12 protein-coding genes are annotated in these 16,061 nt (G+C 64.4%); 9 read left to right on the top strand and 3 right to left on the bottom strand.

Annotated elements, in window-relative coordinates; all coding sequences use genetic code 11:
• Window positions 1-51 precede the first annotated feature (51 nt).
• From AC1RT2_RS22575 to AC1RT2_RS22565, 3 genes are all read right to left on the bottom strand, one after another.
• Window positions 52-528 (bottom strand): Hcp family type VI secretion system effector, encoded by a 477-nt coding sequence (locus AC1RT2_RS22575; RefSeq protein ID WP_493105516.1) that lies wholly within the window; start codon window positions 526-528, stop codon window positions 52-54.
• A 74-nt stretch (window positions 529-602) separates the two neighbouring features.
• Window positions 603-3,341 carry a type VI secretion system ATPase TssH gene (tssH, locus tag AC1RT2_RS22570; RefSeq protein ID WP_493105684.1) on the bottom strand — a complete coding sequence of 913 codons (2,739 nt, stop codon included), beginning with the start codon at window positions 3,339-3,341 and terminating at the stop codon, window positions 603-605.
• A 145-nt stretch (window positions 3,342-3,486) separates the two neighbouring features.
• Window positions 3,487-3,849 (bottom strand): STAS domain-containing protein, encoded by a 363-nt coding sequence (locus tag AC1RT2_RS22565; protein WP_493105513.1) that lies wholly within the window; start codon window positions 3,847-3,849, stop codon window positions 3,487-3,489.
• Between the two features lie 96 nt (window positions 3,850-3,945).
• Between AC1RT2_RS22565 and AC1RT2_RS22560 the strand changes: the two genes are divergently transcribed.
• The 9 genes from AC1RT2_RS22560 (at window position 3,946) to tssM (ending at window position 15,974) form a co-directional block, all read left to right on the top strand.
• The gene (locus AC1RT2_RS22560) at window positions 3,946-4,977 is read left to right on the top strand and encodes an ATP-binding protein (RefSeq protein WP_493105511.1); all 1,032 of its coding nucleotides are present in this window, start codon (window positions 3,946-3,948) and stop codon (window positions 4,975-4,977) included.
• Complete coding sequence (locus AC1RT2_RS22555; protein ID WP_444798080.1) at window positions 4,974-5,354, top strand: PAAR domain-containing protein; 381 nt, start codon at window positions 4,974-4,976, stop codon at window positions 5,352-5,354. Before AC1RT2_RS22560 ends, AC1RT2_RS22555 begins: the two co-directional genes overlap by 4 nt.
• Window position 5,355: 1 nt before the next feature.
• Window positions 5,356-6,435 carry a methyltransferase domain-containing protein gene (locus tag AC1RT2_RS22550; RefSeq protein WP_493105509.1) on the top strand — a complete coding sequence of 360 codons (1,080 nt, stop codon included), beginning with the start codon at window positions 5,356-5,358 and terminating at the stop codon, window positions 6,433-6,435.
• A 71-nt stretch (window positions 6,436-6,506) separates the two neighbouring features.
• Window positions 6,507-7,253 (top strand): type VI secretion system-associated FHA domain protein, encoded by a 747-nt coding sequence (locus AC1RT2_RS22545; protein WP_493105507.1) that lies wholly within the window; start codon window positions 6,507-6,509, stop codon window positions 7,251-7,253.
• Window positions 7,253-7,801, top strand: coding sequence for a type VI secretion system lipoprotein TssJ (tssJ, locus tag AC1RT2_RS22540; protein WP_493105505.1), 549 nt, complete (start codon window positions 7,253-7,255; stop codon window positions 7,799-7,801). Before AC1RT2_RS22545 ends, tssJ begins: the two co-directional genes overlap by 1 nt.
• Before the next feature lie 75 nt (window positions 7,802-7,876).
• The gene (gene tssK, locus AC1RT2_RS22535; protein WP_493105503.1) at window positions 7,877-9,208 is read left to right on the top strand and encodes a type VI secretion system baseplate subunit TssK; all 1,332 of its coding nucleotides are present in this window, start codon (window positions 7,877-7,879) and stop codon (window positions 9,206-9,208) included.
• 9 nt (window positions 9,209-9,217) lie between these two features.
• Entirely contained in the window at window positions 9,218-10,675 is a 1,458-nt protein-coding gene (gene icmH, locus AC1RT2_RS22530; protein ID WP_493105501.1) for a type IVB secretion system protein IcmH/DotU, read from the top strand.
• A complete protein-coding gene (locus AC1RT2_RS22525; protein WP_493105499.1) occupies window positions 10,672-12,462 on the top strand; it encodes a type VI secretion protein IcmF/TssM N-terminal domain-containing protein in 1,791 nt (596 codons plus the stop codon). Before icmH ends, AC1RT2_RS22525 begins: the two co-directional genes overlap by 4 nt.
• A 23-nt stretch (window positions 12,463-12,485) precedes the next feature.
• Window positions 12,486-15,974 carry a type VI secretion system membrane subunit TssM gene (gene tssM / locus AC1RT2_RS22520; RefSeq protein WP_493105497.1) on the top strand — a complete coding sequence of 1,163 codons (3,489 nt, stop codon included), beginning with the start codon at window positions 12,486-12,488 and terminating at the stop codon, window positions 15,972-15,974.
• The last annotated feature ends 87 nt before the right edge of the window (window positions 15,975-16,061 follow it).

The raw sequence follows: 16,061 nt of genomic DNA, 5'->3' as shown, positions 1-16,061 counted from the left end.
CGCTGATCCTTGCAGCGGCCGCGCCTTCAAGCGTTGTGCAGCCTTGGCCGATCAGCCGCTCTTGGCCGACGCGAGGTCGTAGTTGACCGTGACCGGCGTGCCGGCCTTGTTCTTGTCGTCGTATGGGGTGAACTTGAACTCGATCTTGGTGAAGTTGATCGATACCGATTCCGAAGGACGGTCGCCACCCGAGCTTACGCTGTAGCCGGAGATGAGCGCGTTCGTGAGCACGTATTCAACGTAGGTATTGCCCGGGTTGCCGGTGCTGACGAGGTGGATTTCCACCTTCTTGCCGGCCGTTCCGGTGACGGATTCGGTAAACAGCTTGGATGAGGAGCCATCAAGCGTCTTCGAAATGACGACTTCGCTGATGCTCGGCTGGCTCGCCTCGCGGTTGGCGGTCGCGCCGGCGGGCGTGGAGATGCCGCGGCCGGTGCCGAACTGCAGCGACTGTACCTCGATCCACTTCTTGTGGCTGTCGTGGGTCGCTTCCCCGTCAATGCCTTCGTATTTCAGATAAATCGCCATCTTGAGCTCCCTTGATATACTGAGTGAGGTGTCATGGATCAGCCGAGACGGTCAAAGACCGTCCGGTATTCGGTTCATTTTGCTGCCACGGATTCCGCCGGTTGTTCCGGTCGCTCGACCATATCATCCGAAGGTTGCGCGTGGAACTCGAACTGGCCGTTTTCGTCGAGCACGGCCTTCAGCCCGCCAATCTGGCGACCCTCTGCCATCACGGCCAGAACATGGGACGAAAGCCTCGGCAGCAGCCCACGCGAAAGAATGTATTCGATGTTGCGAGCGCCGCTTTCGACCTCGGTGCAGCGGGCGGCGATCGCCTCGACGAGGGTCTCGTCCCAGCTCAGCGTTGCATTGTAGTTCTCGGCAAAGCGCTTGCGGATGCGATTGAGCTGAAGCGCTACGATCTTGCGGATCACGTCGTCGGCGAGTGGGAAATAGGGCACCACAGAGCAGCGCCCGAGGAAGGCCGGCTTGAAGGTCTTCAGGAGTTCCGGCCTGATCGCCTCGGTAAGCTCCGTGACATCCGGCCGCTTGGACGGATCGGCATAGAGACGGTGGATGAGATCGGTACCGGCATTGGACGTCATGATGATGACGGTGTTCTTGAAGTCGATATCTCGCCCTTCGCCGTCGCGCAGCATGCCCTTGTCGAACACCTGGTAGAACACGTCCTGCACGCCCGGATGCGCCTTCTCCATTTCGTCGAAGAGGATGACCGAGTAGGGGCGCCGGCGCACGGCTTCCGTCAGCACGCCGCCTTCGCCATAGCCGACATAACCGGGCGGCGAGCCGACGAGCATCGAGACCTTATGCTCTTCCTTGAATTCCGACATGTTGATGACGGTGAGGTTCTGCTCGCCGCCGTAGAGCAGGTCGGCGAGCGCCAACGCTGTCTCGGTCTTGCCGACGCCGGATGTGCCGACCATCAGGAAGACGCCGATCGGCTTGCGCGGGTCGAGAAGTTTCGCACGCGAGGTGCGGATCGTCTCCGCGATCGCTTCCAGCGCATGGGATTGGCCGATGACGCGCTCGCGAAGCTTGTCGTTAAGGGCGAGGATCGTCTTGATCTCGTTGGAGACCATGCGGCCGACCGGAATGCCCGTCCAGTTGCCGACGACCTCGGCGATCGCCTGGCCATCGACCGTCACCCGCATCAGGGGCGTCTCGCCTTGCAGGGCTTCAAGTTCGCTGGTGAGGGTGGCGACCTCTTTCTTCATATCCTCGGGCGTTGCACCCTCGAGGCTTTGTTCGCCTGCCGCGGTTTCCGTCGCCTCGACGGTCGCTGTGAGGGCATCGTGCAGTCCGCGGATGCGGCCGACGAGATCCTGCTCGCGCTTCCATTGGTCTTCGAGCTTGGCGAGTTCTTCGGAGACGCGCACACGCTCTTCGTTGAGGTCTGTCATCCGCCGGGCATGGTCGGCGCCGATCTTCGTTTCGCGTGTCAGGACGCCGAGATCGGTGTCGATCATGTCCACCCGGCGCCGGCGGTCCTCCACGGCGGCAGGAACGGCATGGCTGGCGATCGCCACGCGCCCGCAGGCCGTGTCGAGCAGGCTGACCGCCTTGTCGGGAAGCTGGCGGCTCGGAATGTAACGGCGCGACAGCCGGACAGCATCTTCCACGGCTTCGGCAAGGACGCGCACGCCGTGGTGGCGTTCGAGCGTCGGGATGAGGCCTCGCATCATGGCGATGGCCGCCTCGTCGCCGGGTTCTTCCACCTTGACGACCTGGAAGCGCCGCGTCAGGGCGGGGTCGCGTTCGAAGTATTTCTTGTATTCCGCCCAGGTCGTGGCGGCGATCGTGCGCATTTCGCCGCGCGCGAGCGCGGGCTTCAGGAGGTTTGCGGCGTCGTTCTGGCCGGCAGCACCACCCGCGCCGATCAGCGTATGCGCCTCGTCGATGAACATGATGATCGGTTTTGCGGAGGCCTTGACCTCTTCGATCACTTTCTTCAGCCGGTTTTCGAATTCACCCTTCATGCCGGCGCCGGCCTGGAGCAGGCCGAGATCGAGGGACAGCAATTCGACGTCCTGCAGGGCAGGCGGCACTTCGCCCGCGGCGATCTTCAGGGCAAAGCCCTCGACGACCGCCGTCTTGCCGACGCCGGCCTCCCCGGTGAGGATCGGGTTGTTCTGCCGGCGGCGGGTCAGGATGTCGACGATCTGGCGCGTCTCGGAGTCGCGGCCGAGTACCGGATCGATCTTGCCTTCGCGCGCCCGCGCCGTCAGGTTGATGGTGTATTGGTCAAGCGCCGAGCCACTCTGCGGGCCGGAGGAAGCGGATGCGGTCGGTGCCCCGGAAGAGGGCGCCCCCTTGCCACCGCCGCTGGCGGACGTGCCGGCCTCGCTGCTGCCCGACACGATCTTCAGGAGGTTGGTCTTCAGCGTCTCGGCGTTGATCCGGGAAAATTGCGGGGATGCGTCGCGTGCCAGCGCCGACAGGGCGTCGTCACCGAGCAGGCTGACGAGCAGGTAGCCGCTGCGGATCGAGGTGTCGCCGAATTGCAGCGATCCGTAGATCCAGGCTTCGCGGATCCACTTGACCACGTTGGGTGTGAGCGCGGGAGAGCGGCTATTGCCGGTCTTCAGCCGGTCGAGAACCTTCGTCAGGTCTGCGGCAAGCCGGCTCTGGTCGATCTCGAAATGCCGCAGGATCGCCGCGACGTCGTTATCCGGCGCCTCGATCAGCTTGGTGAGCCAATGCTCCACCTCGACATTGTAGTGGGTTCTCGACAGCGTCAGCCCGACGGCGCCCTCGAGCGACGAACGGCAGTGCGCATTCAGTCGCCCTACCAGCGATTGCAGATCGACGTTCAGCAAAGCAGCCCCCCAGCTTTTGCCGCGCTGATTTCGGAAAACCCGCATGTCAGCGCAAAAAGATGTCTAGAATCAATTCATATAAAGCAAAACAATGACAACTCTTACGCCTAGTTCCCGTTGGAAGTCCATCGTCCCGCCCGCGTCAGCCAGCGACGGCGGCGTCGACATTCGCATAGATTGGAAACAACCTTAAGAAACCACTCATTTCGAAGACAAGGCGTATGCGGCTGTTCAGCCCGGCCAAGGCCATGCTGCCGCCTGCCGCGCGTATCTTCTTGGCAGCGGAGAGAAAGGCGGAAAGCCCCGTGCTGCTGATATATTCCAGTCCCGCCAGGTCGATGATCAGGCGGGTGTCTCCCCTGTCGATGATGGCGGAGAGGTGCCGGTCGAAGATTGGCGAGGTCTGGCTGTCTATCCTCCCGCTCGGCGCAATGACCAGATTGTTGCCCTGCCGGGTCTCGGCGATGTTCATGGTGATATTGACCTCGGGCTTTCTGTTGATCACTCTCGCGCGTGCCGGACGCGCATCCAATGCGGGTGATGATTTCAGAAAGTTGTACGACTTGCCAGAACGTTTTTCAAAACTCTGCGGTATGCCGTCGTGACGACGGCGGGCGACGCGTCAGACGCCGGGCTGGTCGCGCATCTGCGCGCATCTCTCTCGCCGCAGGGCTTTCCCGTGCGGCGAGAGGCAGAGATCGAGGGCGGTGCCGGCGATGCGAGCGGCGCGATTTCCTTCTACGATCATTATTGGCCGGCGCGCTCGGTGCTCGCGATCAGCGCTGTGCGGGTGGCGGGCGATGATCTCGATACGGCCCTGCGCGCGGCCGGCATCAAGCAGCTGATTCGCGCCGTTGTGGCCAAGACGCGCACCGCAGGTGAAGCGCTCGAGACATTGGCGGCCCGGATCGATACGGCTGGCCTCGATGTCGGCCTTATCGTCCTCGACGTGGCATCCGGGGCGGCATCGAGTGCGACGAGCGGCAAGGCGGCCGTGACGATTTCGGGAAAGCCTGGTCGTTCCGGCCGGACCGAACTGGCGGCTGGCGACCTCGCCTGGCTTTCCGCCGGCGATATCGGGACGCCTGCGAAAACCGCAGCACCGCCGGAGGGGATCGGGGCATTGGTGCGTGGCGCGATCGACCGCGGTTCTTCGGGCGCTGCCTGCGCCCTTCTTTTCAAGGCACGCGGGCGCCTCGCCCAGGAGACGACGTTCTCGATCGGCAATAGCCACGGTGATATCCAGGTCGCGGCCGAGAAGGTCCGGCGCTTCCTGGAAATGCATGGCGCGGACGAGGCGGATGTCACCGCTATCGACGTCGCGCTCGACGAAATCCTCACCAATACGGTGAACTACGGTTTCGAGGATGGCAACGCGCACGAGATCCTCTTGTCGCTGTCCATCGATTCTGGCGCGCTGACGATCGAGGTCCAGGATGACGGGCGCCCCTTCGATCCGCTCGCCATTCCCATTCCCGATCTCGACGCGGACCTGGAAACCCGACAGATCGGCGGGCTCGGCATGCATTTCGTCCGCACGCTGCTTGACACGGTTTCCTACAGCCGTCGTAATGGCTGGAACGTTTTGACACTTGAAAAGCAACTCGCCGGCATGGCGGAGAAGGCATCATGAACGCGGCGCGGATGGGAGACATGGTCAAGCAGGATGCGCCGCATTGCCATGCGCCGATCCATCCTGCCGCGCTTGTTCCCACCGCGGTGCCGCATCCAGCTCTCCCACTGCTGATCGTCAAGGGCCAGCCGAATGTCCTGATCGGCAACATGCCCGCCGCCCGGGTCACGGACATGACCATCCTGTGCTCGCTTCCGGGCTGTGTTCCCGGCGGGCCGGGAATGATCGCCAAGGGCTCCTCGACGGTGCTGATCGGCAATCTGCCGGCGGCACGGATCAACGACATGACGATGCATCCGGCCTGCGTTGCGCCCATCCCGAGCCCCGTCGGTAAAATTCTGCCGCCGGGCTGCCCGACGGTGATGATCGGCGGCTGAGGTGCGGATCTCCCATTTCGAGAAGCTGCGGCCGGTCTGCCCCGTCTGCCGTCTGAGCGGCCAGCACGGAGACCTCGCTCTCACCGTCGTCGAAAACGAGGCGCGGGGCGACATCCTCAGCGGTATCCTGTCCTGCCAGGCCTGCGGTTCCGAATTCCCGATCGTCGACGGCATGCCGATCATCGTGCCGGACGTGCGCCGCTTCGTGCAGGACAATATTTTCTACCTGCTGGCGCGCACCGACCTCACGCCCGCCGTCGAAAGCCTGCTCGGCGATGCGGCCGGGCCGGGTAGTGGCCTTGACTCGATACGCCAGCACGTTTCCTCCTATGTCTGGGATCACTGGGGCGACCAGGATCCGGTCGCCTATCATGCTGTGCCGGGCGGCGGCGCCCCGGCAGCGGTGTCGCGTAACCTTGCGCAGGCGCTCGACCTGCTGGGTGACGATCTGCCGGACGGCCCGGTGCTCGACATCGGCTGCGCGGCGGGCCGCACCGTCACGGATGCGGCCGAAAGGCTCGGCCGCGACGTGCTCGGTATCGACGTTTCGGTGCCGCTCGCGCGCTGCGGCCGACAGGCCGTGGTCGATGGGCACATCGATTACAATCTGCGCCGGATCGGCCTGGTATACGACCGGCGCGCCTATCCGCTGCGCCACAGGGCCGAGGGGCGTGGCGATGTCTGGATCTGCGATGCGTTAGCGCTGCCGTTCTCGCAGGGCACCTTCGCGCTTGCGATCGGCATGAACGTCGTCGACTGCATGCGCGATCCGCGGGCCGGATTGATCGAGATTTCCCGTGTTCTCTGCGATGAGGGACGGGCTGTCCTGTCCGTACCCTTCGACTGGGCGGGGCAAGTAACCCCGGTGGAAGCCTGGCTCGGCGGTCATTCGCAGCGCTCCGGCCATGCCGGCAGCCCGGAGGCCATCCTCGATCTCCTGCTTTCCGAGGGGCCGCTTGCCGCAGGCGCCCTGCGGCGCACCGATTCCGTCGGTGACGTTCCGTGGCACGTCCGGTTGCACGATCGATCCTGCATGTATTATTCCGCTTATCTGGTAGTCGCTCGCAAGACGGTGGGGTAACATCCGCTCGTGCCAGCGATTCTACGATTCCCTGACGTCAAGGAAATCCAAATCGTCCGCGGGGATGGACCATGCAATTGCGACTCGTACTCAAGGGCCCGGAGCGCCTGACGACCGGCATACGGGAAAGAACCGTTGAGACCGGGGCTGTCGTGATCGGGCGGTCCGCCGAGGCCGACTGGGTGCTGTCCGACCCCGAGCGTATCGTTTCCAAGCTCCACTGCCGGATCGAGCGGCAGGGCGGCGGTTTCCTGCTTACCGACATGTCCACCAATGGCGTGCTGGTCAATGGCGTGCCGATCGGGCGCGAAGCCTCCAGGATGCTCGTCGACAAGGATGTGCTGACGCTTGGCGACGCAATCATCGCTGTGGCCATCGAAACGGAGACGCCGGGCGTCATGCCGCTTCCGGTTGCAGACGACCCCTTCGCCGCAGGGCCTTTCGGCTTCGAGGAAGTGGCCACGGAAACGGTGAAGGCCGAAGCAGTCCAGGATGCGGTAACGGAGAATGCCCGGGACAAGGTTGCTGTTCTACAGGACTGGTGGATACCCACGGCAGAGAGCCGAAATGGCGAGCCAAAACCTGTGGATATCTCCGGGGGCATGGGGAATGCCTCGATTGCGCGTACCAATGCGGCGGGCGAGGCAGTAGCCTCAATGGCCGCTACTGGCACGAATCTCGCTGCCGAGGCTCTCGGGCTGGACGAGGCGGTGTTTGCGAAGGCTGTTGAAACGGCAATGTTGGTTTTGTCCGCAGAGGAAAAGCGTAGGTTCGAGGGGCGTTTGTTCGAGCTTCTTCGCAAGGAGAAGTCAGGTTGATGATTGAGCACTCTCCGGTGGGGCGGTGGTCGATCGGGTTGCGCGCGGTTGTCTTGCGCCCTTTCGCTCTGTTGTGTCTGTGCCTGCTCGTTTTCACGCTTTCCGGTTGTGGCCAGAAAAAGCCGCCGCCGACGGAAATCGAAATCAAGCCGGCGCCGGCCGCCGCCAGCCTCGACGTTATTGTGGTGGCGTCTCCGCTCGTCAATCCAGGGCCTGACGGCCTGCCGCAGCCGGTCGTCATGCGGCTCTATCAGCTGAACGGTGAGACGGCATTTGCCAATGCCAGCTTCCGCCAGCTGTGGGAGGCGGATGCGGAGACACTCGGGCCCACCATGCTGGGCAAGACGGAACTCTATCTGGCGCCGGCGGAGGTGCAGCGAGTAAAGGCCAATCTTATCGAGGGGACGACGATCGTTGCGGTGGTCGTCGGGTTTCGCAACTTCGAAGAGGCAAAGTGGCGGGCGATGGTCGGGCTTCAGGGGGACAAGAAGTTCAAACTGAAGGTGGATTTGAAGACGCTGTCCGTCGAAATGGGGCCGCAGGACTGACGTGGTCCGGCGTGCGGGGGCAAGGCCGGTGCGAAGCGGGGATTACCCTGCGCCGCCGGCAAAGGAAGGGTATGGATGTCGTTCGATGACAAGGTGATCTGGTCGGAGGGGATGTTTATCCGTGCCCAGCATTTCCAGCAGGAGGCTCGCCATGTCGAGCGCCAGCTGAGGGCCCGCACGAAAGCACTCGTTCCGTATGGCTGGGGTCTGACCGAGCTGCGCCTCAACCGCGAGCTTCTGTCGATCGGCCAGTTCGCCATCGAGCGGGCCTCCGGTATCTTCCCCGATGGAACGCCGTTCTCGCTGCCCGGCGAGAGCCTGCGGCTGCCGCCACTGATGCTCGGCGAGAATGTCCGCAACGCCGTCATCTACCTGACCTTGCCGCTCACCGAACCGGGCGGACGCGAAGTGGCGGATGCCGAGACCGAGCTGACCACGCGCTATACGCTCGCCGAAATCGACGTGGCGGACGCCAACAGCTCCGACATGTCCGCAGCCCCCATCAATGTCGGCAAATTGCGCCTTCGCTATGCACTGGAAACAAGCGACCGCAGCGGTCTCGCAGGCATCGGTCTGGCACGGATCAGCGAAGTCCGCAGCGACAATTCCGTCGTGCTCGACGAAAGTTATGTGCCGCCGGCGATGGACTGCGCCGTTTCGCCGATCCTGTCTGGACTGCTCACCGAGATCGTCGGCTTGCTCAATCACCGGGGCGAGGCGATCGCGTCGCGCCTCGCCGGCGCCAATGTGGGCACGGCGGCCGAAATCACCGACATGATGATGCTCCAGACGATCAATCGCTGGCAGCCCGTCTTCAGCCACATGGCATCGGCGAGCTTCGTCCATCCCGAGCGGCTTTTCATTGCGATGATCGGCCTCGCCGGCGAGCTTGCGACCTTCACCGCAGCCGGCCACCGGCCGCGGCCGTTCCCGGCCTACGATCACGAGCGCCTGCAGCCGACATTCGCGCCGGTCGTGGCTGCTGTCCGCCAGGCCTTGAGCGCCGTGCTCGAGCGCAGCGCCATCACCATACCGCTTATCGAACATCGCTACGGGATCCGCGTTGCGGAGGTCGCCGACCGGTCGCTCTATTCGAAGTACTCCTTCATCCTGGCGGCGAAGGCCGACATGCCGGCGGAAGCGCTGGTGCGCCGCCTCATCGGCCAGATCAAGATCGGTGCGGCCGAGCAGATCACCGAACTGGTCAATGCGGCGCTTCCGGGCATCATGCTGCGCGCGCTGCCGGTGGCCCCGCGCCAGATTCCGTATCACACGGGCAAGGCCTATTTCGAACTGGACCGTTCCAGCCCAACCTGGAAACAGGTCGCGGCCGGCAACGGGCTCGCCATTCATGTCGCCGGGGATTTCCCGGCGCTTGAGCTCGATCTTTGGGCCGTGAAGGACTGAGGTGGCGGGGTGAACGATCCATTTGCTGATTTTCCAGGTGCCGACGACACGATCCGCAAACCGCTGAGCGGGTTGCCGTCGCGGCAATCGTCTGGCTTTGGCCAGGAAAGCATGTCCGGCAACACCTTTTCCAGCGGCAGCGGCGGTTTCTTTTCCGGTCGGCCCGATAGCGGGCAGGGCGGCGGCCAGCAGGAAAACCTCGATTTCGGGCTCGATGCGCTTCCCGTAGAGCGGGTTCGCCATCGGGGCGATCCTGCGATTGAAAAGGCCTTCGACCTTGCCGCGGTGAACCCGCTGGTGGGGGCTGCGTCCCCTCTGCTGTGGCTCGCCGGACGGTTGAACGAGAGTGCCGCGCCCGACGATATTGCGGAATTCCGTCGCCGGGTCCTCGAAGAAATCCGCAACTTCGAGACGGCGGCCATGGCCAAGGATACGCCGGACCGGCTGGTCCGCGTGTCGCGCTATGCGCTGTGCGCGGTGATCGACGATATCATCCTCAACACGCGCTGGGGGGCGACGACCGGCTGGGCAAGCCAGAGCCTCGTCAGTATCCTCTACAACGAGACTTGGGGCGGCGAGCGCTTCTACGACCTGCTCCAGCAGCTTCTCCAGCAGCCGGAACAGAATATCGACGTGCTCGAACTGATGGCGATCTGCCTTGCCATCGGCTTCAGCGGCAAGTACCGCGTCATGGACGGTGGGCAGGGGCAGTTCGCGCGGCTGCGCCAGGATCTCTATCGCGTTATCCGCCGGGTGCGCGGCCCCTATGAACGCAACCTCTCGCAGACCTGGCAGAGTGCAGCGGCGCCGCACCGCGCGCCGCGCAGCATGGCTGCACCGTGGGCCGCCGCCCTCGTGCTGCTCGCCCTTCTCGCCGTCGTCTGGGCGTTCTCCAGCATCAGCTTGCGCTCCAGCATCGAGCAGACCGCAGCCCAGATCAGTGCGCTGGTCCCGGGTATCCCGCTGCTCGTCGAACGGGCCGGCATCCCCTCCATTCCCGACCCGGTTCCGCCGGTACGCAAGACGCAGATCGAGCGGTTGTCGGAAGCGCTGGCACCGGAAATCGCCGATGGCCGCATCGAGGTGGCAAGCGTCGGCGAGTTGGTCGTCATCCGCATGCTGAAGGCCTCGTTCCCCTCCGGTGGCACGGACCTGTCGCTTGCCGAGGAGCCGCTGATCACCAAGATCGGCGCGGCACTCAACGAGGAAAGCGGTGCGATTGCAGTCGTCGGTCATACCGACAACATTCCCGTCGGCGCGGGAAGCCCGCTCGGCGACAATATGGCGATCTCGATTGCCCGCGCACGTTCCGCCGCGCAGATGCTGCAACGCCATGTCGACGACCCGGCGCGCGTCAGCTTCGAAGGGCGTGGATCCAACGATCCGATCCTCGCCAACACGACCCGGGAAAACAGGGCGCGCAACCGACGCGTCGAGTTCCAGATTCCAGCGGAAAAAGCACCATGAGGCCATGGCTGCTGCTCCTCTGGCTTCTTGGACTTACGGCCGCGGGGGCTGCAAGCTGGTTTCTGGCGAAGCAGCGCCTCGTCGGTAATCCCGATCTTGGGCTTCTGCTTGCCCTGCTGCCGGTGGTGGCTTGGGCGCTCGTACCGGTGGTCTTCTCGCGGTTCTTCTTCCGCCGCAGCGCAACGCCGGAAACGCCGGCGCTGCGCGAGTTGCGTCGGCAGGTTGCAGCCTTTCTCGCCGATCGCGGCCTGAAGGGCATGCGCGGGCGTTACTCGGTGCCGTTCTTTCTGATCGTCGGCCCTGCGGGAAGCGGCAAGACCTGCCTGCTCGAAAGCGCTGAAATGCGCCTCGGCATGCCGAAGACCATCGGGCCGGCAACCTGGTGGGTCGGCCCGGACGCGGTTTTCGTTGAGACCCAGATATCGGACGATGCCGGCGAGCTGTTCCGCCTTCTGAGGGCCGTTCGCCCGAAACTTCCCATCAACGGCATCATGCTTGTCATAAGCCCGGCCGATCTGGTGCTTGCCGACCAGCTCGAACAGCGCATGACCGCCGAGGCGATCGCCGCCTGGTTCCGCCAGGCCGACGAGATGCTCGACCAGACGCTGCCGTCCTATGTGCTGCTGTCACGCACCGATCTCGTGCCAGGCTTCCAGGAAATCTTCGAGCGCATCGAGCCGGCCGACCGGGCGCAGCCCTGGGGTTTTGCCCTGCCTTACAACACGAAGGAGCCGAAGACCGTCGATACGCTCCACACGGAGATCGATGCCGGCTTCGGCGACGTCGTCGAGACCATGCGCTGGCGCCACATCGAGATGCTGTCGAAGGAGTCCGACGCGATCCGCTGCGTGCACATCCACGGTTTCGCAGCCCAGATCGCTGCCATCCAGCGCATCGTCATGCCGCTCGTCGATGCCATGATGCCGATGGGCAACGGTACCTGGCGCGGCGTTCTGCTGCGCGGCATCTTCATGACAAGTGCCCGGCAGGAAATGCTGTCGATCGATGCCCTCCTGCCGGAACTGTCGCGCCGCTTCGCCATGCCGCGCAGTGGCATGCTGCCGCCCGATCTCGGCGTCGACGACGAGTTGAACCACGGCTATTTCATCAGCGGCGTTGTGAAGAAGGCCATCCTGCCGGAAGCCGGGCTCGTCCTGAAGGATCGGCAGGGCTCGTCGGGTTCGGCGCTCTACTGGCTGCCGCTTGCCCTTGCCCTCGTCGTCTGTGCGACGGGCGGCTACGTTCTCTTTTCGGCTTTCGATCGCGAAATCCGTCTCGGCCGGCAGGTTCAGGACGCGATTGGCGACGCACGTCCGCTGACTGGACCTGTCAAGCGGAGCGATGTCCCGTTGATGCTCGCCGCCCTGCAACGGCTCGAAGCTGTTGGCACGATGCTCGCCGAGCAGGCGCCGGTTCCGACCTATGCCTTCTGGCTCGACAAGCGCGCCACGCTTCGCGATGGCATAATCGATGCCAAACGCGCCTTGCGGGTCAATGCACTGGCGCCTGAGATTGCGGCCTGGCTTGAAGCCGATCTCGTCGATGCCGACAACGACACGGCCACCCTCAACACTCTGATCACCATCGCGGACAAGGCTGCCGACCCCGCGTCACCCGAGCTCAAGGCTTGGCTCGAGAAGCGCGCCGAAGCGATTGCCGGCAACGGGCAGGGCCCGTTCGTGGCGCAGGCGCTTGAGGCGATCACGCAAGCCGGCGGACTTGTCGTCGGCCCGGCCTATGTCGAGGCAGCACGCCGGCGCATCGCCCACCGGGAAAGCCTGACGTGAGCGTGCGGGCGAGATTGCGGAAGTTGTCGCGGGCCCTGCGCCGCCCAGGCGTCATCCTGACGCTTGCCGTGCTCTTTCTCGCCCTTCTCGTCTGGTTCGTCGGGCCGATGATCGCTTTCGGCGAGGCCCGCCCGTTCGAACCTGCTGCGTCACGCCTTGCGCTGCTTCTGCTTCTCGCCCTTGCCTGGGGTGGTATCGGCTTCTTGATGCGCACGAAGCGCTCCAGCGAGGAGGCGGCATTGCTTGCCGCCTTGCGCAAGCAGGAGGAGGAGGCGACAGCACAGGTCGACAGACATCAGGCGGCTGCGGATGCGGAGGTTTCCGCCTTTCGACAGGCCGCGAGCGGGGCGATGAGCTTGCTCAGGCGCGGCCACGGCGATCTTTTTGTCAGCGCGCGTTATGCACTGCCCTGGTACATGCTGCTTGGGGCCGATGGTGCCGGCAAGAGTTCGCTGGTGCGTGCCAGCGGTCTGACATTGCCCTTCGAGAGCGAAGGCGCCGTGGAGGCGCCGTCCGCGCGCTTTCATATCAGCGACCAGGCCGTGCTGGTGGAATTTGCGGGCCGGCTGATCGCCAGCGCCGAGCCGCAGGCCCGGCATCTCTGGCAACAGGCACTCCAGCATATCCGCAGCCTGCGCTCGCGCCAGCCGGTCAATGGTATCATTGTCGTGGTCAGCGTCGACGAGTTGCTGGCGATGCTGCCGGAGGAGGCGGCCGCCTACGCCACGGCGCTCCGCCAGAGGCTGGATGAGGCCGTCCAGCGGCTGCGCGCCAATGCCCCGGTCTATATCGTCGTCACCAAGCTCGACCGGGTCGTCGGCTTCGAGGAGATTTTCGAGGACCTGACGACGGAAGAGCGCGCCGCTCCGTTCGGGATACCGATCGCGGCCGATCTTGGCGGTGATGCGCGCGGCCCCGCGGAAGCGCTCGACAAGGGATTTGCCGGTCTCGTCGAACGCATCATGCAACGCCAGTTCGTCTGCCTTCAGGAGGAGCCCGACGAACTCCGGCGCCGACGCACCTTCGAATTTCCGGCGCAGTTCGCGCTGCTCAGGGAGCGCATCCAGCCCTTCGTGCAGCAGCTCGCCACCATGCACCGCTTCGGCACGGCGACGAACATGCGCGGTGTCTTCTTCACCTCCTGCCGCCAGACCGGGGACAATGTCGATGCGCTGGCCGGATCGCTCGCGCCGCTCTTCGGCCGCAGCCCGGCGACGATGACGCTGTTGCCGGATCCGGGCGCGCGCCGCATCCGGTCGTTCTTCCTCTTCGGGCTCTTCCGCAAGGTCATCCTGCCCGAGGCCGATCTCGGCGGCCTGACGCGCCCTGCGCTGGTGGCGAGCCGGATGAAGGATCTTGCGATCAATGCGGTGCTGTGCCTTGCCGCCTTCGCTGCGCTTGCCTTCTGGTGGCTTGGTTTCAGCGACGGACGTACCTACGTGGCCGATGTTACGGACCAGACGACCGCGGCACGCGGGCAGATTGCCGAGGCGGTTCCCGGCGGCACCCTTTCGACACGGTTCGAGCCGGTTCTTGCCGTGCTCGACCGGCTGGCCGCACTTGCCGAGGAAGAGCCGCGCGGCGCGACCTTCGGCCTCTACAGCCCGTCCTCCGTGCAGACCGAGGCGCGCAAGGCCTATGAAAAAGCCCTCGCCAACCTGTTCTTCCCCTTCGTCTGGCAATATCTGCGACAAGGACTCGCGGCCTCGCAGACGCCCGCCGCGCTGCGCTTCACCCAGCTGAAATTCTACCTGATGCTTACGGGCGAGCGTCCCCCCGGGCGCGAGACGGCGGCCCTGCTCGGGCCTGATTTTGCGGCAAACTGGATGCTCTACGACCGGAGCGATGCGATCGACCAGCGTATCGCCCAGCATTTCTCGGAGCTTGCGGCAGTCGCCATCCCGACACCGTCGGCGGATGCCACGCTCGTCGAGCGGGCCCGCGCGCAAATCACCGACTACAGCATTGCACGGCTCGCCTACGACATCGCCGTCACCTATCCCGACGTGAAGACTATGCCGATGTGGCGGCCGGTCGACCATATGGGGCTGGCCGGACCCGAAGCACTAGCACGCGTCAGCGGTGCTAGCTTCTTCGACGGCATCGAGGGTATCTACACGAAAGACGGTTTCGGCGTGATGATGCGCGCCTCGGGCGAAGCCGCGCTGGCGCTTGCCGATGATCTTTGGGTGATGGGCAAGCCCGATACGGTGCTCGACCGCGAACGCGAGGCGGGCCGTATCCGCGATGGTCTCGCCGACCTCTACCGCGTCAACTACATGGGCCGGTGGGACAGCCTGCTCGCCGATCTCGGCATTGCCGGCGGAACGGATCCGCGCCGGCTCGCCGATTCCGTGGCGATCGTCGCGGGCAACCCGTCGCCCGCTAGGGAACTGCTCGCGGCCATTGCCGCGGAGGTGGATCTGCAGGACCTCACCTCGAGCGCAGCCGGGGCAATCGAAAGCATGGTTGCCCAGCAGCTTTCGCAGGTCACGAAGACTGTTCGCGCGCCACGCCGCGTCGTCAACGTGCCGCAGTCCGTTACCGATTATTTCAAGGCTTTTCGTGCGGCTGTCGTGCCGGCTGCAGAGGGGCAGCAGGCGCCCGTCGACGACATGCTGGCGGCTCTCGAACCGCTCTATCGGCAGCTCAACCATGTTGCGGCCGGTGGTGATGTCCTGGAACTTGGCACAGAGCCGCAAACGCTTTTGAGCCAGTTGACCGACCGGAATAGCAAGCTGCCGGCGAACCTCCAGCCGTTCTTCGCCCGCATCCTTAGCCAGGTCGGCGCGGTGACGGGCGGCAGTTCGCGCGAGCGGCTGGCGGAAATCTGGAACTCGACGGTCCTGCCGCTCTGCACCGCGACGACCGTCGGCCGCTATCCCTTTGATATCGAAAGCATCAACGATACGTCGCTCGATGATTTTGCCCGGCTCTTCGGCCCGAAGGGGGCTATTGCCGGTTTCCGCGAGAATTACCTGAAGCCCTATATCGATTCGACGACAAAACCCTGGCGCTGGAAGACCGGCCAGCAGTTCGGCCTCGGTTTTCCGGATGACGTGCTTGCAGCCTTCGAAAAGGCCGACGATGTCGCGACCGTGTTCTTCGCGGGCCAGGAAAAGCCGAATGTCGATTTCACCGTCGAGGTCGGCAAGCTCGATGCGACGGCGCGCGCCTTCCTGCTTGATATCGGCGGCAAGGTTGCAAGCTATACCCACGGCCCGCCGGCGGGCACGCAATATCTATGGCCGCCGGAAAACCTGGTGGCGGGAGCTTCCATGTCGATGACGCCGGAGGTTGCCGGCCAGCGCAACATCCTGACGGAGCAGGGCGCCTGGGCGCTCTTCCGGCTTTTCGATCAGGGCCGGAAAATCGAGAAGAACCCGACGGATGTCGTCAGCTACCAGTTTCGCGTTGGCAACAGGGCGGTTCTCATGCGGCTGACCGCGCCGGCGACGCGCAATCCATTCGCACGGGATATCCTGTCGCGCTTCACCTGCCCGACGCTATGACGGGACAATTTCTCGCCGGATTTGCAGCAGGAGGGAGCGAGGCGTCTTTCCTTGACAGGTCAAGAAGGAGTACGCCAATGTTCGCGC

The organism is Shinella sp. GW821-FHT11G07 (assembly GCF_058808115.1).
This window is presented reverse-complemented; position numbering and strand designations above follow the sequence as displayed.